This window comes from Rothia sp. 27098_8_29 (assembly GCF_041432785.1).
GTDB lineage: Bacteria > Actinomycetota > Actinomycetes > Actinomycetales > Micrococcaceae > Rothia > Rothia mucilaginosa.
The window spans coordinates 94,927-112,778 of sequence record NZ_JAPWAI010000005.1 but is presented as its reverse complement, the minus strand read 5'-3'; the positions used below and the strand labels follow the sequence as shown (position 1 = coordinate 112,778).

Below are 17,852 nucleotides of genomic sequence, written 5' to 3'. Positions count from 1 at the left end.
AAACATTTTTCGCAGGTTTTTCACCGCTGTTGAAGCTGAGCTATTTTCGCTGGTTCAGCTTACTTCTTGGATGCCTGAGCGACGCGGTCACCGGCTGCGACGGGGCGGCGTGCCTCAGAGTCCTTGGAGATGTTGAACTTTGCGGTGTTGGTGATCATCACCATGGTTTCCTTGGAGGGGATGCGGCCCTCGATAGCTGCCCAGTCGACCTCGATGATGGGTGCGCCTGCCTCGACCTTGTCACCTACGTTAGCAATCTTGGTGAAGCCGTCGCCACCGAGCTCAACGGTGTCGATACCGATATGGACCAGTACCTCGCCGCCGTTTTCGGTGCGGAGCATGAATGCGTGCAGGGTGTCCTGAATCAGTGCGATGGTGCCTGCAACGGGTGCGACGATGGTGCCTGCGGTGGGGTTCACTGCGTAGCCGTCGCCCATAACGCCCTGAGAGAAAACGGGGTCGGAGACTTCGCTCAGCGGCAGGTACTCGCCGGTAGCAGGTGCGACGTAGACGTCTGCGGACGATGCTTCCTGTGCGGCAGCTTCCTTCTTCTTCTTGCCGAAACCGAACATATATGCTCCTTTTGGTCGTGTGGCGCTATGAATAGCGTGTATTTGTAGCGCTGATGCGTCCGCGTCGGATGCGGGCGTCGTTGCCTTCTTGGTTTCACACCGGGCGGCGCCTGCCTGAATTGCAGGGTTCGCACACTCCGGTGCATATGCACTCAGAATACAACACCTAAACCCGTAGCTCACGAGCTGAGGGTCATTCGACTCGAATTCTGCAAATATTCCGCAAATCTGGAACTTCAACTCACACTTCTGCACTCTTGAGGTCCCGAGTACACTTAGTGAAGGAGCGGCACCCCTCCCCCGAGCCGGTGCCCATAAGAGAGAAAAGGCTGAAACTGATGACTGAAGCGGCTGAAACCGTTCTTGAAGTATTTATTCCGGGCCCCGGCGAGAACCCGGAGGATCCGCAGGATATGGAGCGCTCTGAGTTCCTGGGCGCCGCGCAGGAGGCGCTGGATTCGGGCGTGGACATTGAGGTGTACTCCACCGACTCCTACCCTTCCGCATTTGAAGAGTGCGCACCGGTCGCCGAGCAGATTGAGATGAACGGCCGCGAGGTTCTGCCGCTCATGCTCGTCAACGGTGAGGTGAAGGTGTCCTTCGCGTACCCGACCGCCGAGCAGATTAAGCGTTTTGCGCGCGCCCACCTGGTCGCCCAGCCGAAGGCGAACGCGGCAGCGGCTGCGTGCGGCCCCTCCGGCTCCCCGGCGGCGTCGATGATCCCGAACCTGAGCCCTCTGGCGGAGCCCGCCGGTTTCGCGGCGACCCTGGCGGGTAAGGCACCCCAGCCGGTCGGCGGCCCCGAGATTGGTAACCGCGTGAACCTCATGGGTGGCGACACCGGCGACGGTATCCCCACCTCCGGTTCGGTGGCTGTGAAGTCCGGCGGCTGCGGATGCGGTGGTTGCGGCTGCGGCGGCAAGTAAACCCGCCCCTGCCGGCAATGAGCGCCTGGCTCGCCCGGTTCTAAACTACATAGCAAAGAGCGGTGCCCGCCTCCTCGTGATGAGGAAGCGGGCACCGCTTTCGCTTAACGAAGCTTAGGTTCACACCCGGCAGCACCTACGGGAGCTGCGGCGGGCGAACAGCACCTTACTTGATGGAGGTACCGACGGAACCGAGCTGCTGGCAAGCCTCGACCACGCGTGCGGCCATGCCTGCCTCTGCAGCTGCACCCCAAACGCGGGGGTCGTAGGTCTTCTTGTTGCCGACCTCGCCGTCAACCTTCAGCACACCGTCGTAGTTGCTGAACATGTGGCCAGCAACGGGGCGGGTGAATGCGTACTGGGTGTCGGTGTCGATGTTCATCTTGATAACACCGTAGGACACTGCGTCTGCAATCTCCTGCTCGGTGGAGCCGGAGCCACCGTGGAAGACCAGGTAGAAGGGCTTGTCGCCCTTGCCGTACTTAGCGCCGACCTCGGTCTGGATTTCCTTGAGCAGCTCGGGGCGCAGGTGAACGTTACCGGGCTTGTACACGCCGTGAACGTTACCGAAGGTCAGAGCAGCCATGTAGGTGCCCTTCTCGCCCAGGCCGATTGCCTCAACGGTCTTGATTGCGTCTGCAACGGTGGTGTACAGGGAGTCGTCGATAGCGCCTTCAACGCCGTCTTCCTCGCCACCAACGGCACCGATCTCAACCTCAAGCACGATGTTTGCCTTGGAGGTACGCTCGATCAGCTCAGCAGCGATCTTCAGGTTCTCGTCCAGGTCGATTGCGGAGCCGTCCCACATGTGGGAGTTGAAGATGGGGTCTTCACCGCGAGCAACAGCCTTCTCGGACTCTGCCAGCAGGGGCAGGACGAAGCCTTCCAGCTTGTCCTTGGGGCAGTGGTCGGTGTGCAGTGCAATGTTCACGTCGTACTGCTTAGCAACTTCGCGTGCGTATGCTGCGAAGGCCAAGGAGCCAACGACCATGTCCTTCTTGGAAGCGCCGGACCAGTATGCTGCACCACCGGTGGATGCCTGGATGATGCCGTCCGAGCCAGCCTCTGCGAAGCCGCGGATTGCAGCGTTCAGGGTCTGGGAGGAGGTCACGTTCACTGCGGGGTACGCGAAGCCCTTTTCTTTCGCGGTCTGCAGCATTTCTGCGTAAACTTCGGGGGTTGCAATAGCCATATGCTGACTCCTTGGATAGATGCGACCGGTTACCGATGCTGGGCCGGTTCACCATATTTTGTTGGCGCGCGAGACGCCTCCTACTCGCACTATTTTACCAAGATACGACTTATTTATCGTTAATTTTTTGTGGGTTTTTTTGGGTTTACTGCAGCGAAATTTCCGCCAAATACCGCGGTAAAGTAGAGGTGTTAATGACTTGATGTCTTCTGTGCGTGCAGGCCAGCGTACACATCACCCGGACGCGACGAAAGGAACCTCCCATGAGCAAGGCGAGCGCTAAAAATAATCCGAAACAGCTCGACGCGAAGCGTGAGAAGCGTGCCCGCCAGGCGCAGCGTCGTGCTGAGCGTGAGCATCCGAATGCGGCGGCTATTGCCCCGGTGCGCGCGCAGTTGGATGAGGTTCTGGAGCGTAAGAGTCGGCATGTTTTGGGGCATGGCGATATGGCGAAATCCCTTGAATTGATGGAGAAAATGCGTGATGAGGGCGCGAGTGACCACGAGATTGATGTGGCGCTTGCGGATGCGAAGCTCCCCTCGGTCGTGCAGGTGGGCCGTAAGTCGTTGATGCGTTGGCCGAGCTGGTGGTGGTTGAATCGTCGTGAGCGCGCGTTGCGGGCGAAGATTGACCGGCTGATGGAGGGCTAAGTCCCCGTTTTGAATAGGTTGTGAGAGCACCCCGCTGTGGGTGCTCTTGTGCTGTGCGGTGGTGGGGTAATTGATTTTTTGGACTCAGAGTTCAATTAATCTATTTCACAAAACAATGAAAACCACACAATACAACATGAACCAAATATATTTATAAGATATGCATTATATGTATATAAATTGTTACGTGATGCGAGTTATATTACCTAAATTGCCGTGCTATAGTCATTAACAACCCGCAGACGTGTTCCCAACCACATTTCGTGTAGCACGTGCTTTAGACGTAACTATCCAAGGAGGTATAGCGTGAGCACCTCACCGAACAAGAACCCGCAGACTTCTGCAGCGGATCAGTACACTAAGCCCCCCACAGACGACCCGTTCGCACACGAACAGGAAGGCTTCCACAAGGGGCTTGGCGCACGTCAGCTCCAGATGATCGCCATCGGTTCCGCTATTGGTACCGGCCTGTTCCTGGGCACCGGTAGCCGCCTGCAGGACGCAGGCCCCATGCTCGCCGTCATCTACGCCGTCATCGGCTTCTTCGGCTACCTGATCCTTCGAGCCCTCGGCGAGCTGATCCTTCACCGCCCCTCCTCGGGCTCCTTCGTCTCCTACACCCGCGAATTCTACGGCGAAAAAGCCGCATTCGTATCCGGATGGCTGTACTGGCTGAACTGGGCAATGACCGCCGTTGCAGACGCCACCGCTATCGCTATCTACATCAGCTGGTTCGGTCGATACAACCAGTTCTTCGCAGATATTCCCCAGTGGCTCAGCGCATTCATCGTCGTTGTCATCACTGTGGCTCTGAACCTCATCTCCGTGAAGCTCTTCGGTGAGCTGGAATTCTGGTTCGCACTCATTAAGATTCTTGCCCTGCTGTCCTTCATGGCGGTAGGTATCTGGTACCTGGTCTTCGGTGAACCCATCAACGGCGTCCGCCCCGGCCTTGAACTCATCGCAGCCAATGACGGCTTCTTCCCCAACGGTATTCTTCCCGCTCTTATCGTGGTTCAGGGCGTTGTGTTCGCCTACGCCGGTATTGAGCTGGTCGGCACCACCAGTGGTGAAACTAAGAACGTTGAGAAGGTTATCCCCCGCGCTATCAACACCGTGATCTGGCGTATTGCGATCTTCTACGTTGGTTCCGTGGTTCTGCTGTGCCTGCTCATGCCCTACACCGCATATAAGGATGCAGAGTCGCCGTTCGTGACCTTCTTCGACTCGATTGGCATTGACGGTACCGCACCGATTATGCAGCTGGTCGTTATTACCGCGGCTGCTTCCTCGCTGAACGCTGGCCTGTACTCCACCGGCCGTATCCTCCACTCGATGGGTGTTGCGGGTTCGGCGCCGAAGTTCACCACCAAGGTGTCCCGCTCCGGTGTTCCGGTGGCAGGTATTCTGCTGACCGGTGTGGTTGGTCTCTTCGGTGTTGTGCTGAACTTCTTCGTTCCCGAGCAGGCGTTCGAGGTCGTGCTGAACATCGCGTCGGTGGGTACCATGGCGAGCTGGGCGGCTATCGCAATGTCGCACCAGAAGTACCTGAAGATGGTCGGTGAGGGCAAGTACAAGCGCCCCAACTACCGCGCACCCGGCGGTCGTTTCAGCGACTGGGCTGTGATGGTGTTCCTCGCTGTTGTGCTGGTGCTGATGGCTCTGGATTACCCGGTGGGTACCTACACCCTGGCGTCGTTGCTGGTGGTTATCCCGCTGCTGATTATCGGCTGGTACACGGTTCGTGACCGCGTCAACGAGATTGCTCGCGTCCGTGAAGGCTACACCGGTTCCGTGCCTGTGATTGCTGCCCGCCCCGTGGTGAAGAAGCTCGTTTCGGAGCCTCGTACCCACATTGACCTGGGTGAGCTGGACGCTGAGGACGAGGACAAGCCGAAGGGCAACTAACCCGACCGGCAGCCTCCAATCCCGTGATATCCCAGTGCAATCCCGGTGAAGGCGATGAGGGGGTTCTAGACGCTAGTCCTAAACCCTAGCCCGTAGGTTCCAGGAGCTCTAGACTCTAGAACCCCCTCCCTACACGTCTTCCGTGTTCGCTTCCGTATTACATCCGTGTAATACATAAAGCAAAGTACATATTTACAGCATTTCTAATACAGTGTGTCCTGCAATATATTTTGAGATAATAGATATCCGCAGTGACCACCAGATGCACAAAGAAGTTTTGTGCAGATATTCAAAGGAGAAAATCATGACTGAACGTCCTAGCGCACACGCGGTGGAATTTGTTGACGTCGCCTCGATGGCGAAGTGGATTCAGAAGGACGGCGTAGGCAACATCATTGCCGGCATGGTCGACTTCCTCGAAGAAGACTTCAAGAAGTGGCAGAGCTTCGACAAGATTCCGCGCGTCGCCTCCCACACCCCCTTCGGTGTGATTGAGCTGATGCCCACCTCCGACAACATCACCTACTCCTTCAAGTACGTGAACGGCCACCCCTCCAACCCGGCACGCGGCTTCCAGACCGTGACCGCGTTCGGTCTGCTCGCTGACGTGGATAACGGCTACCCGGTGTTCCTGGCTGAGATGACCCTGCTGACCGCGCTGCGTACCGCCGGCGTGTCCGCCATGGTTGCTAAGCACCTGGCACGCAAGGATTCGAAGAAGATGGCGATGATTGGTACCGGCTCGCAGTCTGAGTTCCAGGCGCTGGGTATGCGCGCTGTGCTCGGCATTGAGGACCTGTCCGTCTATGACGTTGATCCGCACGCGATGGAGAAGTTCCGCCGTAACCTGGAGCCGCTGGGCTTCCGCATCCACCTGGCTAAGGACGTGGACGAGGCTGTTGAGGGCGCCGACATTATTACCACCTGCACCGCCGATAAGCAGCAGGCGAAGGTTCTGCTGGACCGCCAAGTGAAGCCCGGCGTGCACCTGAACGCTATTGGTGGCGACTGCCCCGGCAAGACTGAGCTGGAAAGCGAAATTCTGGACCGCTCCACCGTGTTTGTTGAGTTCCCGCCGCAGACCCGCATTGAGGGCGAGATTCAGCAGAAGGACCCGGACTTCCCGGTGGTGGAGTTCTGGAAGGTTCTGACCGGTGAGGAGCCGGGCCGCGTTTCGGATGAGCAGATTACCCTGTTTGATTCGGTGGGCTTCGCGATTGCTGACTTCTCGGGTCTGCGTTATGCCCGTGCGGCTACGCAGGACACCGACCTGCAGCAGTTCATTGACCTGGTTGCTAGCCCGGATGATCCGAAGGATCTGTACTCGCTGGTGAACGTTAACGTTCCGGTGGGCTAAAGAGCTAAGCAACCTGACGCTGAGTGGCCTTGAGCTGGCGGGCATGTAGGTGCGCCGGCGTAGGCTGCGAGGTTGAGAGTGAATAAAGTGAGGGCCGGGGAGTGGTGACACTCCCCGGCTCCTTCTTGTGAAATTTGCTTGTGGGCATTCTGCGGGTGGTTCACCCCGTTCTGCCCTTCAGCGGGTGTGGCTACTGGTGGGTGGCGATAATTTCGCGCGCCTTCGCCACACGCTTTTCTTTTTCTGCTTTCAACTGGTTGAGCTTCGCCTGGTTCTTCTCAATGAGAGGCCCCTGATAGGATGCCTCAAGATCACCCAAACGCTGAGCCATACCCACCTTCTGGTTGCATTCAGCTTCGATGGTTGCGAGGCGAATTTCTTCCGGCTTAGTTTCTTCGTTGCCTTGGGAGGAGGCCATGAAATGTGCGCTTTCTTCGGACATCCAGTCGCTTTCTCCTTCTCTGGGGGTTAGCCCACGTTCACGCAGGCAGGTCCACCATTCTGAGCGGATATTTTTCCACTCATCGGTTTGGGAGGCGTAGGTGTATGCCTGTGAGTTTAGCTCTCCTACAAACCGGTATTCTTTTTCGTCCAGTTCGACGTCAGAGAATGCGGCTTTCACCTCTTCTTGGCACTGGGCATTGATGTCGTCCGCTGCTGAATCGTCCGAGCCTCGGGATTCCTCCTTATGGGAATACCCGTACTTTTTGGCGTACTCGACGTTCCAGGTGCCGTATAGGCCTCCCGGTTGCGGGGTGTCTATTGAGGGTACGGCGTAGGACTGCCCGTGGTGCGCGTAGCATTCGGACATGAGCGTGTGCCATGCCGTGCTCACCGTACGGATTGTTAGTTCATCGAAGGCATACTCGTCCAGTGGAAGGTGTATGTAGTTCTTTGAATAATCGAGAACAGCTTTTCGTGAGGTGTCCCGCTCGGCACTGTTGGAGCAGGATACGCACGCCCCCAGCAGGCAGAATACTGTTACCGCAGAGAGAGCCTTACGCATAGGCTTTTCCTCCTCCATACCTCGTTGTAGCGTTAAACGGAGTTACCCCAATTATCCCAAGAGCTCCTATCTTCTTGTTACTGATATCTACTGGTGGGTGGCGATAATTTCACGCGCCCTCGCCACATGCTTTTCTTTCTCCTCTTTCAGCTGGTTGAGCTTCGCCTGATTCTTCTCAATGAGAGGCCCCTGATAGGACGCCTCAACATCACCCAAACGCTGAGCCAGCCTCACCTTCTCGCTACATTGAGCTTCAATGATCGCCAGGCGAATAACCTCCTCCAACACTTTGGGATCATCAGCATTCAGACTGGCCGTTTCTTTGCTCGACCATTCACCGTCCCCGGTGCGAGGCGTCAACCCTTCCTGACGCTGACAGTCCCACCAATCTGAGCGGGCTTTCTTCCATTCAGGGTCACCCTGCGCACGCTGGTACGCTTCGCCACGGATACGCTCGACGGGGCGGTACTTTTTCTCATCATCCTCATCAAAATAGAGCATATCCAGTTCTTCCCGATGCTCTTCGCGGCAGCTGGCCCTGACGTCTTCAGGGATGCTCTCATAAATCCTTTCCTGCTCATCTCTGACTTTGCTGGACGTAAAATGATTCGCCGCATGCTTCACATTCCAGGAGCCGTACTGGGAGGCGTTGCCAGAAACCCAGCCGTTTTCTAGAATTTCAAAATCGTATCCTTTTTTTGCATAGCACTCTTTAAGAATCAACAAATACGCCCTACCCGTTATATCTTCGGCCTGGTCACTCATGTCGTATTCGTCGAGCGGAAGAGTAATATAGTTATTTTCAAAATCCAGCTGGGCTTTGAGGCTAGTGTCTTTAGGCGCAGCGGCGCAGGAACTTAAAGCTAAAGCAAAGCAGGCGAACAGAGCAGCAGATTTCTTCATTGTTACCGACTCCTTTCAGGGGAATGACGCCGCGGTCATTCATATCCACAACCCGCAACCATTGGCGAGCCGAAGCCAGGAAATCCATCGTACGCTCCGGCAGAAATCGAGCGTGCAATTCTCATATCCTCTGTGACTTGCGTTAACACTAACACGCCTAGATAATTTCATGCGTGGTTTAAGCCGCCCAAACCACAACGAAAAAGGTTCCGACGCACACAACGCATCGGAACCTTTAAACACCTCATAAACAGCCGCCAAACTACGACGGAATCTGGCCAAACACATGGCGGCGAACCCACGCATGCATCGCAATACCCGCAGCCGTCGCCGCATTCATCGAACGCGTCGACCCAAACTGCTCAATCGACAGAGTATCCCTAGCCGCCGCATGCAACTCCTCCGACAGGCCCGGGCCTTCCTGACCAAAAACCAGCACACACTTCTTCGGCAGGTCATACGTCTCCAGGGGCACCGAATCCGGAAAAATATCAATACCAATAATCTCCAGGCCCTCAGCCTGCGCCCACGCCACAAAATCCTCAATCGTCGGATGATGACGCACATGCTGATAACGATCCGTCACCATCGCACCACGACGATTCCAACGGCGACGCCCAATAATATGGACCTCCTTCGCCAACATCGCATTCGCCGTGCGTACCACCGTGCCAATATTCAAATCATGCTGCCAATTCTCAATCGCCACATGAAAATCATGGCGGCGCGTATCCAGGTCAGCAATAATCGCGTCCATCGACCAGTAACGGTACTTATCCACCACGTTACGGCGGTCGCCCTCACGCAGCAGCTCCTCATCCCAATGGTCACCCTCAGGCCACGGGCCCTCCCACGGGCCCACACCCACCTCAAAACGGGCAGTACCCTGCTCAGTACCCTCAACAGCCTCAGCTACAGTCGCCTCCGCAGGCACAGCCTCAGCAGGTACAGCCTCAGCCGCCTCACGATTCTCAACCATCACAACCACCTTCACGCCAACAACCAGCGCCACTCCGGCGCCCACAGAGCCATCTTACAGACAAAAACCCGCGCCACCAGCCACACACAGCAGCCAGCGGCACGGGTTCACCCGCCGCAACGGGAACGTCTTAAAAATTCACGAGGTCCTAGTCCAAGCCAGTAGAGACTAGTCCAGGCCCAGCTCATCCTTCGAGTATGCGTACAGGCACGGGACGCCCGCAACCTCTTCCACATGCTCCTTAGCGCCGGTCGCACGGTCAACAATCACAGCAACCGCCACAACCTCAGCGCCAGCCTTACGCAGTGCCTCAACAGCAGTCAGCGCAGAACCACCGGTGGTGGAGGTGTCCTCAACAGCAACCACGCGGCGACCCTCAACGCTCGGGCCCTCCACCTGACGGCCCATGCCGTAAGACTTCTGAGCCTTACGCACCACAAACGCGTCAATCGCACGGTCCTGATCGCCAGCGGCACGCATAATCGCGGTACCCACCGGGTCAGCACCCATAGTCAGGCCGCCAGCAGCCTCAAACTCGATGCCGTTCTTATCCAGCAGATCCAGCATGACCTGACCCACCAGGCGAGAAGCCTCATGGTGCAGGGTGATGCGGCGCAGGTCAACGTAGTAGTCGGCTTCCTTACCGGAGGCGAGGACCACGTGCCCGCGCACCACAGCCAGCTCCATAATCAGCTGGCGCAGGCGTTCACGGGCTTCTTCAATGGGGAGGTTTTCAGAAAGCTTAGTCATAGTTCAAGTGTAGCGGCTCACGTACAAGCGGCGCAGGCTATTCCCTGTGCTATTCCAGCGCTAGGTTATTCCACCACGCGGCCCACCGACGGCGGCAACGCAGCACGCAGCTTCGTCAGCATCTCCTCATACTCGGCGGTCGGGTCGGAATCAGCCACGATAGCGCCACCCGCGGCAAGAGTCACCGTGCCCTCATCATGCGCCACGAGCGTGCGAATCACAATCGACAGGTTCGCCGAACCATCCACCGACACAAAACCCAGAGCACCCGAATACACACCGCGAGCGCGACCCTCCAGACCCTCAATAATCTGCATGGTCGAGGGCTTCGGCGCACCCGTCATCGAACCGCCCGGGAAGCACGCCCGCGCGGCAGCCACCGCGGAAATTCCCTCGCGCAGACGCGAACTAACCGTAGACACCAGCTGATGCACCGTCGAATAGCTCTCCACGCCCATGAGCACGGGCACGCGCACGGACGCCGGGTCAGACACCGTAGACAGGTCATTACGCAGCAAATCCACGATCATGAGGTTCTCAGCGCGGGTCTTCTCATCGGTACGCAACCATGCCGCTGCTGCGGCGTCTTCCTCCGGGGTGGCGCCACGAGCAATCGTGCCCTTAATTGGCTTGGTTTGCGCGTTGCGGTGCGTATCCACACTCAAAAAACGCTCCGGCGAGGAAGAAAGCACCGAAAAATCACCGCACCGCAAATACGCCGCATACGGCGCCGAATTGTGGGCGCGCTGGCGGCGGTATAGCTCAAAGAAAAGCTCCGGGCTCGGATTCTGGATGCGCGCGACCGTCTGCGCTGTCAGGCACACCTCGTAGCTGTTACCCTCGTAAATTTCGTGCTGACTAGCGCGCACGGAGTCCATGTAGGCTTCCGCAGCGGGTGCCGGGAAGAGCAGGAGCTCGGCAAGCTCAGGGGCATTGACGGGGGTTCCCTCGGAGGCACGCTTCCCCGCCGCATTCAGCGCCGCACTCAGCACCGGAGCCAGCAGCCGCTCCGCCGCCTCACACCACGACTCATCGCCCACCAGCCAGCTACGCGCCGCAACCCCCGGGCGGGCATGCTCATGCACCAGGTAGCGGACCGCCGGCAACCACAGAGAATCCGGGGTCGGCGCCTCATGCGCCGGCAGGTAGCCCGGCACCGGGTGGCCGTGCTCCATGCCCATGGCGGCACGCGCCTCATAGCCGAAATAGCCCACGTAACCGCCACGCAAACCCACAGGCAGACCGGTTGCCGCCGCGGTATCCGGATGCACGCGCGGTGCGCAGGCGAGCGCCGCCTCCAGCTGGGCGAAGGGGTCTTCCCTGCCAGACTCAGCCGCCGCACGCGCCGAATCTACGCGCAAGGGCGACAGCTGCGCCGGAACCACACCCACATACGAGGCAACCGACATAGGCGACTCCTCACGCGCCGAATCCAGCCAGAAGGAATACTCAGCGCCACCGCTCAGCAGCGGGTACGCCTCCTCGCAGTTCACCGCGAAAGGAAGCGGGCGCACGATAAGCTCCCGCGTCTGCGCATCCCACGGGATGCTCTGCAGAATACTCGGCAGGGCATGAGGGGACGCAGAAGCGGGAGCGTTCGGGGTAGAAAAAGTACGGTCCGCGGAAGTTTCAGTCACGGACTCCATTGTATGGCGTACAGGCGAACTGGCGGTTTAGTGAACGACTGCGGGTGCTTCGCCGTTTTCGCTGGTCATCGGCAGACCGGCAGCGAACCATGCGCTGGTGCCGCCCGCAATGTTGTGTGCGGCGTAGCCGTGTTCGCGCAGGAAGGTTGCCGCGCGGTTCGAACGGCCGCCACCGTGACAGATGACGTAGAAGTCCTCGCCGGGTGCGGGCAGTTCTTCCAGACGCTCAGCGATGGTGCCGAGGGTGATGTGCTTGGCGCCGGTGGCGTGGCCGCCCTCCCACTCGTAGTCTTCACGCACGTCGATGATGGTTGCGCCGGCAGGAACGTCGCGGGGGTCAACCTGGGGTACAGCAGTCATGGGGTTCTCCTTTGAATTGAATGAGGACGGGCCGGTCGGCACGGTGGGGTGCCGGGTGGGCATAGTCGTGGTTCCACTCTAGCGCGTTGGGGGTGTGTGGCGCATCTAGCCCGGTATTTGGGGGTTTGTGAGATTCGGAAATGATGCATACGAAAAAATCGAAATGGTTTTTCATGCACTGATTGATAGTTCAATCTTTGAAATACAGGCACACACCATGTATACATATGCACCTATAAGGGTATAGACTTAAACACATATTGCCCGGGTCACATAGAACCCCGGGCTTGCACAGAAAAGAATTACCACCATGTCTCACACCATCACAGGTGCCGAACCCAAGGACACCAAGACCTTCTTCGGCCACCCGCGCATGCTCGCGAACCTGTTCACCGTAGAAATGTGGGAGCGCTTCTCCTTCTACGGTATGCAGGGCATCATGATTTACTACCTGTACTACACCGCCAACAAGGGCGGCCTGGGCCTCGACAAGGACCTCGCCACCGGCGTTATCGGTGCGTACGGTGCAGTCGTGTACCTCATGGCAATCCTCGGCGGTATCCTCGGTGACCGCATCCTCGGCCCCGAGCGTACCCTCTTCTACTCCGCCATCGGCATTATGGCGGGTCACATCTCCCTCTCCCTCATCCCCGGCATCCCCGGCGTGGTGATTGGTCTGCTGCTGGTCGCTATCGGCTCCGGCGGTCTGAAGAGTAACGCATCCGTGCTGGTCGGTTCGCTCTACAGCGACAACGACTCACGCCGTGACGCAGGCTTCACCATCTTCTACATCGGCGTGAACACCGGTGCACTGATCGGCCCGATCCTGACCGGTTGGGGCTGGAGCACCTGGGGCTTCCACATGGGCTTCGGTTTTGCTGCAATCGGTATGGCTGCCGGCCTGATTCAGTACTCGCTGACCCGCAAGAACCTGCCCGCCTCCGTGCACCACGTGGGTACCCCCTTCACCGGCGCCCAGAAGCGTAACTTCTTCCTGGCACTGGTCGGTATCGTCGTCGTTCTCGGCATCCTGCTGGCGACCGGTCTGATGACCGCAGACAACCTCAAGAACTGGGTCATGGGCTTCATCTTCATCGGCGCTATCGCCCTGTTCGCTCAGCTGCTGAGCGCCAAGGACGTAACCTCCGATGAGCGTTCCCGCGTCACCGCATTCATCCCCCTGTGGATTGCAAACGCCGTGTTCTGGGCACTGTACCAGCAGCAGTTCACCGTCATGGCGGTGTACTCGGATGAGCGCCTCAACTGGAACATCCTGGGCATGGAGCTGAGCCCGAACCTGGTCAACTCCATCAACCCGATTTTCATCATCGTCTTCGGCATGATGTTCTCCGCCCTGTGGACCAAGTGGGGTGACCGCCAGCCGGTCACCACCCTGAAGTTCTCCGCAGCGCTGATCATTATTGGTCTTGCGTTCTGGATCTTCCTCGCTCAGGCGGGCGTCCAGAGCGTGAACGTCGGCTGGATCGTGCTAATTCTGTTCGTCTGCACCATCGCTGAGCTGATTATTTCGCCGGTGGGTATTTCGCTGGCGACCAAGCTCGCACCGAAAGCGCACCGCGTGAACATGATGGCGCTGTACTTCACCTCCGTGGCAATGGGTACCGTGCTCTCCGGTTGGCTGGCTCCGTTCTACAGCATGGAGACTGAGGTTCCCTACTTCACCTGGATGGGTATTATCACCATCGCGACCGGTGTGCTGCTGTTCCTGGTGCACAAGCCGGTTCAGAAGCTCATGCGCGGCGTGAAGTAGCCACAAAGTTACTTGCCTGCACTGCTGACTCGCTGTTTCAGGTGGCGTGAGCGTGTATAGGCGAGCGCATATAGGTTAGGGCCCCGAATCCTTGAATTATCAAGGGCTCGGGGCCCTTGCTGTACGCCCTGGTGTATGCTCCCGGCAGCCGAAGTAACGACAGGTTCAGGGGCGTTTTCCTTAATGAGACAATCCGCGCAGATTTTCTTATTAAGCGCCTTAATAAGAAAATCGAGGGCAATTGTCTCAATAAGCATCCCTTCTGTGACAGGCGGGTTGCCGCACGCGGAACTGTGACGATTTATGTCTCCCCGTGAACGCGCGTGACGAAACACAGGGTCAAAAAGGGACGCATTAAGCCACGAACAGAAATCTACTAGACAGCCCTCAACCACAGGTCTAAGGTGATTCCAGAACGAGCCGGAAAACCTTCCGGCACGACCCTTCAACCCTTAGCCGAGGAGAAAATCATGGCACTTTACCTGGTAGAACTGACCCCCGCACAGCCGTCCAAGGACGAAGCAACCGCACTCATCGAGACCGTCAACTCGTCCCTGACCAACGGCGCCGAGCTCATCGAAACCCAGGTCTCCGCAGACCACAAGATCGTCTTCGTCATCGTCGAATCCGAGAACACCGCATTCGGCCCCGACCTCGCCGCAGCAATCGGTGAGCGCGCAGCCGTCGCAGGCCCCGACGCAGTCCGCCTGGTTGGCGCAGAGCTCGAAGACATCAAGAAGCTCAAGAAGGACGCAGACTACCTGGTTGAGTGGGACATCCCCGCAGAGATTACTATGGAACAGTACCTGACCCGCAAGAAGGCAAACGCCCCCAAGTACGCTGAAGTACCCGAGGTTTCCTTCCTGCGCACCTACGTTCGCGAAGACACCGCAAAGTGCCTCTGCTTCTACGACGCACCCGACGAAGAAGCTGTTGTTCGCGCCCGTAAGGCCGTCAGCACCCCCATTGACCGACTGTTCAAGCTGCACGCATAGACGCGATGCTCCCCGCTTAGGAGAAACCCCATGTCCGAGTTCACTCTCGAACCCCTCTACGATTACCCCCAGCGCGAGCAGGTGCTCGCACTCGCCCGAACCCACGCAGATGCTGTTGACCGCGGCGAGCGTTCCCCCTTCGAAAACCTGCGCGAAATCGCTAAGGACGGTCTGATTACCCTGGGCCGCGACGGCGGTTCCCTGGTACCCCAGGTTTCGGTGGCTTTCGACCTTGCCACCGAGGACGCCTCCACGGCGTTCTCCCTGTGGGCTCACCGCTCGACCATTGCGTTCTTTGACGCTGTGGGCCGCGAGCTGCCCGCCGGTCTGGCGGATGCGACCGTCAGCGGCACTACCGCCATGGCGGCGGCGTACAAGGAGGCTTCGGGTCTGGCACCGATCAAGGTGGAGGGTACCCTCGTTGAGGGCGGTCTGAAGCTGAACGGTTCTGTGTCGTGGGCATCGAACCTGTACCCGGGCGGCGTGATTGTTCTTCCGGTGGCTGTGCAGAACGCCCCGGAAAGCCACCCGAACCGCTACATTGTGACGGTCCGCCAGGACGTCGAGGGCCTGAGTGTTGACTACCACCGCAACCTGCTGGCGCTCAACGGCACCGAGTCCGGCACCCTGAAGTTCGAGGACGTGTTCGTTCCGAGCGAGGACGTTCTCAGCGACAACATTGAGGCGTTCCTGCACGATGTGACCGCGCCGTTCCTGTTGGTTCAGTCGTCGTTCTGCCTGGGTCTTGCTGCTGGTGCTCTACAGGAGGCTGCTAAGCACCTGGACGTCTCGCAGGGCGTGTTCCGCCCTGAGTTCCCGCTGATTCTGACGGAGTACCAGAGCCTGCGTGAGGAACTGGTTCGCCTGGCTTCTGAGCCGGAGCGTGCTGAGCGTCGTGACCTGCTGAGCCTGCGTCTGGGTGTGTCTCACTTTGCGACCATTGCTACTCACTTTGAGCTGCAGGTCGTTGGAGGCGCCGGTTACGTGGCTGATTCCCCGACCGCTCGTCGCCTGCGTGAGGCGTCGTTCCTGCCGGTTCAGTCCCCGACCGAGGGTCACCTGCGTTATGAGCTGGCGCGTTACGATCACCTGGAGAACCTGCGTGACGCTCTCTAAACCATTGAGCTGTGTGTAGCGAGTGTTTTTATTCGCTCTTTGCATCAATACCCCGTATATGCCTTGAACTGCATATACGGGGTATTGATGCTTTCTGGGCTATATAACGGGATACAGAGCCCACGATAAGAGAATATATGCCCTGTTCAACGTATCCCTGCTCATATTTACACCCGTTTAGCTGAGACCTAAACCCATATGCGCGTAGAATTATGTGGAATTTTATACACCACCACATTCACCTCAGGAGCTCCCTTTGAGCATCTCTAAGCTTCTCGGCTTTGACTGGTCGATCCACGGCGACGGCCGCAGCATCAAGCCCGGTTCCTTTGTTGCCCCGAACGAGCGCCTCGCATGGCCGATTACCATCGGCATCGGCGCGCAGCACGTGGTCGCAATGTTCGGTGCAACCTTCCTCGTGCCGATCATTACCGGATTCCCGCCGGCAACCACCCTGTTCTTCTCGGGTATCGGCACGATCCTGTTCCTGCTGATTACCCGCGGACGCGTCCCCTCCTACCTGGGCTCCTCCTTCGCGTTCATTGCGCCCCTGGCGGCTGCCATGAACTCGCACGGCCCCGCTGGTGCCCTCGGCGGTATCGTCATGGCGGGTGTGGCGCTGTTCCTGGTCGGTCTGATTGTTCAGTTCGCTGGCACCGGCTGGCTGACCAAGCTCATGCCCCCGGTCGTAACCGGTTCGATTGTGGCGCTGATTGGCTTCAACCTGGCGAAGAGCGCTAAGGACAACTTCATGGTGGCACCGGTAACCGCGCTGGTGACCCTGTGCTCCATCATCCTGATTTCGGTCCTGTTCAAGGGCATCATTGGTCGCCTGTCCATTCTGCTGGGTGTGGGTATCGGCTACATCACCGCCGTGATTCGCGGCGAGGTGGACTTCTCCAAGATTGACAAGGCAGTTGAGACTCAGGGCATCGTTGGTCTGCCGCAGTTCCAGACCCCCGAGTTCCACTGGGAGCTCGCCGGCCTGTTCATCCCCGTGATTCTGGTGCTGGTAGCTGAGAACATCGGCCACGTGAAGTCTGTTGCGCTGATGAGCGGCAAGAACCTGGACGACTACTCGGGTCGTGCCCTCATGGCGGACGGCCTGGCAACCACCATCGCCGGTTTCGGCGGCGGTTCGGGTACCACCACCTACGCTGAGAACATCGGCGTTATGGCTGCGACCAAGGTGTACTCCACCGCGGCGTACTGGGTGGCGGCTATCTTCGCGATTGCGCTGTCCATGTTCCCCGCATTCGGTGCGGCAATTGCGACCGTTCCCGCGGGTGTTCTGGGCGGTGCCGCAACCGTGCTGTACGGCATGATCGGTATGCTCGGTGCACGTATTTGGAGCGAGAACCGCGTGAACTTCTCGAACCAGATCAACCTGACCACCGCCGCTGTGGCGCTGATCGTGGGTATTGCGGACTACACCTGGACCTTCGGTGAGCTGTCCTTCGCCGGTATTGCACTGGGTACCGCTGCGACCCTGATTATCTTCCACCTGATGACCTTCATCGCGAAGTACACGAAGGCTGCTGGCGACCCGCTGGAGCCCTTCGATCCTGAGAAGAGCACTGAGGGACACTAGAGCTCCATACGCTTACGCCCGTTGGGAGTGATGTTCCTGAGGCGTAGGCTGTAGAAAAGCGGCCCGGATGGATTGGTTTCCATCCGGGCCGCTTTTGCGTCTTCTGGACGTTACACACAGCTACCACCCT

Annotated in this window: 16 protein-coding genes; 8 read left to right on the top strand and 8 right to left on the bottom strand. The window is 58.4% G+C overall.

Annotation, left to right across the window (positions count from 1 at the left end):
* Window positions 1-59: 59 nt before the first annotated feature.
* Window positions 60-572, bottom strand: a complete 513-nt coding sequence (locus tag O3649_RS07720; RefSeq protein WP_049326797.1) for a PTS glucose transporter subunit IIA — start codon at window positions 570-572, stop codon at window positions 60-62.
* Between the two features lie 338 nt (window positions 573-910).
* Between O3649_RS07720 and O3649_RS07715 the strand changes: the two genes are divergently transcribed.
* Window positions 911-1,498: an arsenic metallochaperone ArsD family protein gene (locus O3649_RS07715; protein ID WP_070616255.1), complete on the top strand. Its 588-nt coding sequence runs from the start codon at window positions 911-913 to the stop codon at window positions 1,496-1,498.
* A gap of 166 nt (window positions 1,499-1,664) precedes the next feature.
* Here O3649_RS07715 and fbaA read toward each other — a convergent pair whose 3' ends face one another.
* Window positions 1,665-2,690, bottom strand: coding sequence for a class II fructose-bisphosphate aldolase (gene fbaA, locus O3649_RS07710; RefSeq protein WP_070483145.1), 1,026 nt, complete (start codon window positions 2,688-2,690; stop codon window positions 1,665-1,667).
* Between the two features lie 263 nt (window positions 2,691-2,953).
* Between fbaA and O3649_RS07705 the strand changes: the two genes are divergently transcribed.
* The 3 genes from O3649_RS07705 (at window position 2,954) to O3649_RS07695 (ending at window position 6,605) form a co-directional block, all read left to right on the top strand.
* Complete coding sequence (locus O3649_RS07705) at window positions 2,954-3,340, top strand: cobalamin ABC transporter ATPase (RefSeq protein WP_311655860.1); 387 nt, start codon at window positions 2,954-2,956, stop codon at window positions 3,338-3,340.
* Between the two features lie 306 nt (window positions 3,341-3,646).
* The gene (locus O3649_RS07700) at window positions 3,647-5,248 is read left to right on the top strand and encodes an amino acid permease (RefSeq protein WP_371573592.1); all 1,602 of its coding nucleotides are present in this window, start codon (window positions 3,647-3,649) and stop codon (window positions 5,246-5,248) included.
* A 304-nt stretch (window positions 5,249-5,552) separates the two neighbouring features.
* Window positions 5,553-6,605, top strand: a complete 1,053-nt coding sequence (locus O3649_RS07695; RefSeq protein ID WP_005504242.1) for an ornithine cyclodeaminase — start codon at window positions 5,553-5,555, stop codon at window positions 6,603-6,605.
* A gap of 190 nt (window positions 6,606-6,795) precedes the next feature.
* Here O3649_RS07695 and O3649_RS07690 read toward each other — a convergent pair whose 3' ends face one another.
* The 6 genes from O3649_RS07690 to O3649_RS07665 all read right to left on the bottom strand — a co-directional run bounded on the left by O3649_RS07690 (window position 6,796) and on the right by O3649_RS07665 (window position 12,249).
* Window positions 6,796-7,611, bottom strand: coding sequence for a hypothetical protein (locus O3649_RS07690; RefSeq protein WP_049346186.1), 816 nt, complete (start codon window positions 7,609-7,611; stop codon window positions 6,796-6,798).
* Between the two features lie 87 nt (window positions 7,612-7,698).
* The gene (locus O3649_RS07685) at window positions 7,699-8,514 is read right to left on the bottom strand and encodes a hypothetical protein (RefSeq protein WP_371573590.1); all 816 of its coding nucleotides are present in this window, start codon (window positions 8,512-8,514) and stop codon (window positions 7,699-7,701) included.
* A 262-nt stretch (window positions 8,515-8,776) separates the two neighbouring features.
* A complete protein-coding gene (locus O3649_RS07680) occupies window positions 8,777-9,538 on the bottom strand; it encodes a TrmH family RNA methyltransferase (RefSeq protein WP_371573588.1) in 762 nt (253 codons plus the stop codon).
* Window positions 9,539-9,661: 123 nt separating this feature from the next.
* On the bottom strand, window positions 9,662-10,243 hold the full coding sequence (gene pyrE, locus O3649_RS07675; protein ID WP_005504234.1) for an orotate phosphoribosyltransferase: 582 nt from the start codon (window positions 10,241-10,243) through the stop codon (window positions 9,662-9,664).
* A gap of 65 nt (window positions 10,244-10,308) precedes the next feature.
* The gene (locus tag O3649_RS07670; RefSeq protein ID WP_371573586.1) at window positions 10,309-11,889 is read right to left on the bottom strand and encodes an anthranilate synthase component I family protein; all 1,581 of its coding nucleotides are present in this window, start codon (window positions 11,887-11,889) and stop codon (window positions 10,309-10,311) included.
* A 27-nt stretch (window positions 11,890-11,916) separates the two neighbouring features.
* A complete protein-coding gene (locus tag O3649_RS07665; protein WP_005504230.1) occupies window positions 11,917-12,249 on the bottom strand; it encodes a rhodanese-like domain-containing protein in 333 nt (110 codons plus the stop codon).
* A gap of 310 nt (window positions 12,250-12,559) precedes the next feature.
* On the opposite strand from O3649_RS07665, the gene O3649_RS07660 reads away from it, so the two are divergent.
* The 4 genes from O3649_RS07660 to O3649_RS07645 all read left to right on the top strand — a co-directional run bounded on the left by O3649_RS07660 (window position 12,560) and on the right by O3649_RS07645 (window position 17,722).
* Entirely contained in the window at window positions 12,560-14,020 is a 1,461-nt protein-coding gene (locus O3649_RS07660) for an oligopeptide:H+ symporter (RefSeq protein WP_314364434.1), read from the top strand.
* A 470-nt stretch (window positions 14,021-14,490) separates the two neighbouring features.
* Window positions 14,491-15,015 carry a DUF4242 domain-containing protein gene (locus O3649_RS07655; protein ID WP_005507939.1) on the top strand — a complete coding sequence of 175 codons (525 nt, stop codon included), beginning with the start codon at window positions 14,491-14,493 and terminating at the stop codon, window positions 15,013-15,015.
* A 30-nt stretch (window positions 15,016-15,045) separates the two neighbouring features.
* The gene (locus tag O3649_RS07650) at window positions 15,046-16,131 is read left to right on the top strand and encodes an acyl-CoA dehydrogenase family protein (protein ID WP_314364432.1); all 1,086 of its coding nucleotides are present in this window, start codon (window positions 15,046-15,048) and stop codon (window positions 16,129-16,131) included.
* A 256-nt stretch (window positions 16,132-16,387) separates the two neighbouring features.
* Window positions 16,388-17,722: a uracil-xanthine permease family protein gene (locus O3649_RS07645; RefSeq protein ID WP_005507942.1), complete on the top strand. Its 1,335-nt coding sequence runs from the start codon at window positions 16,388-16,390 to the stop codon at window positions 17,720-17,722.
* Window positions 17,723-17,852: the final 130 nt, after the last annotated feature.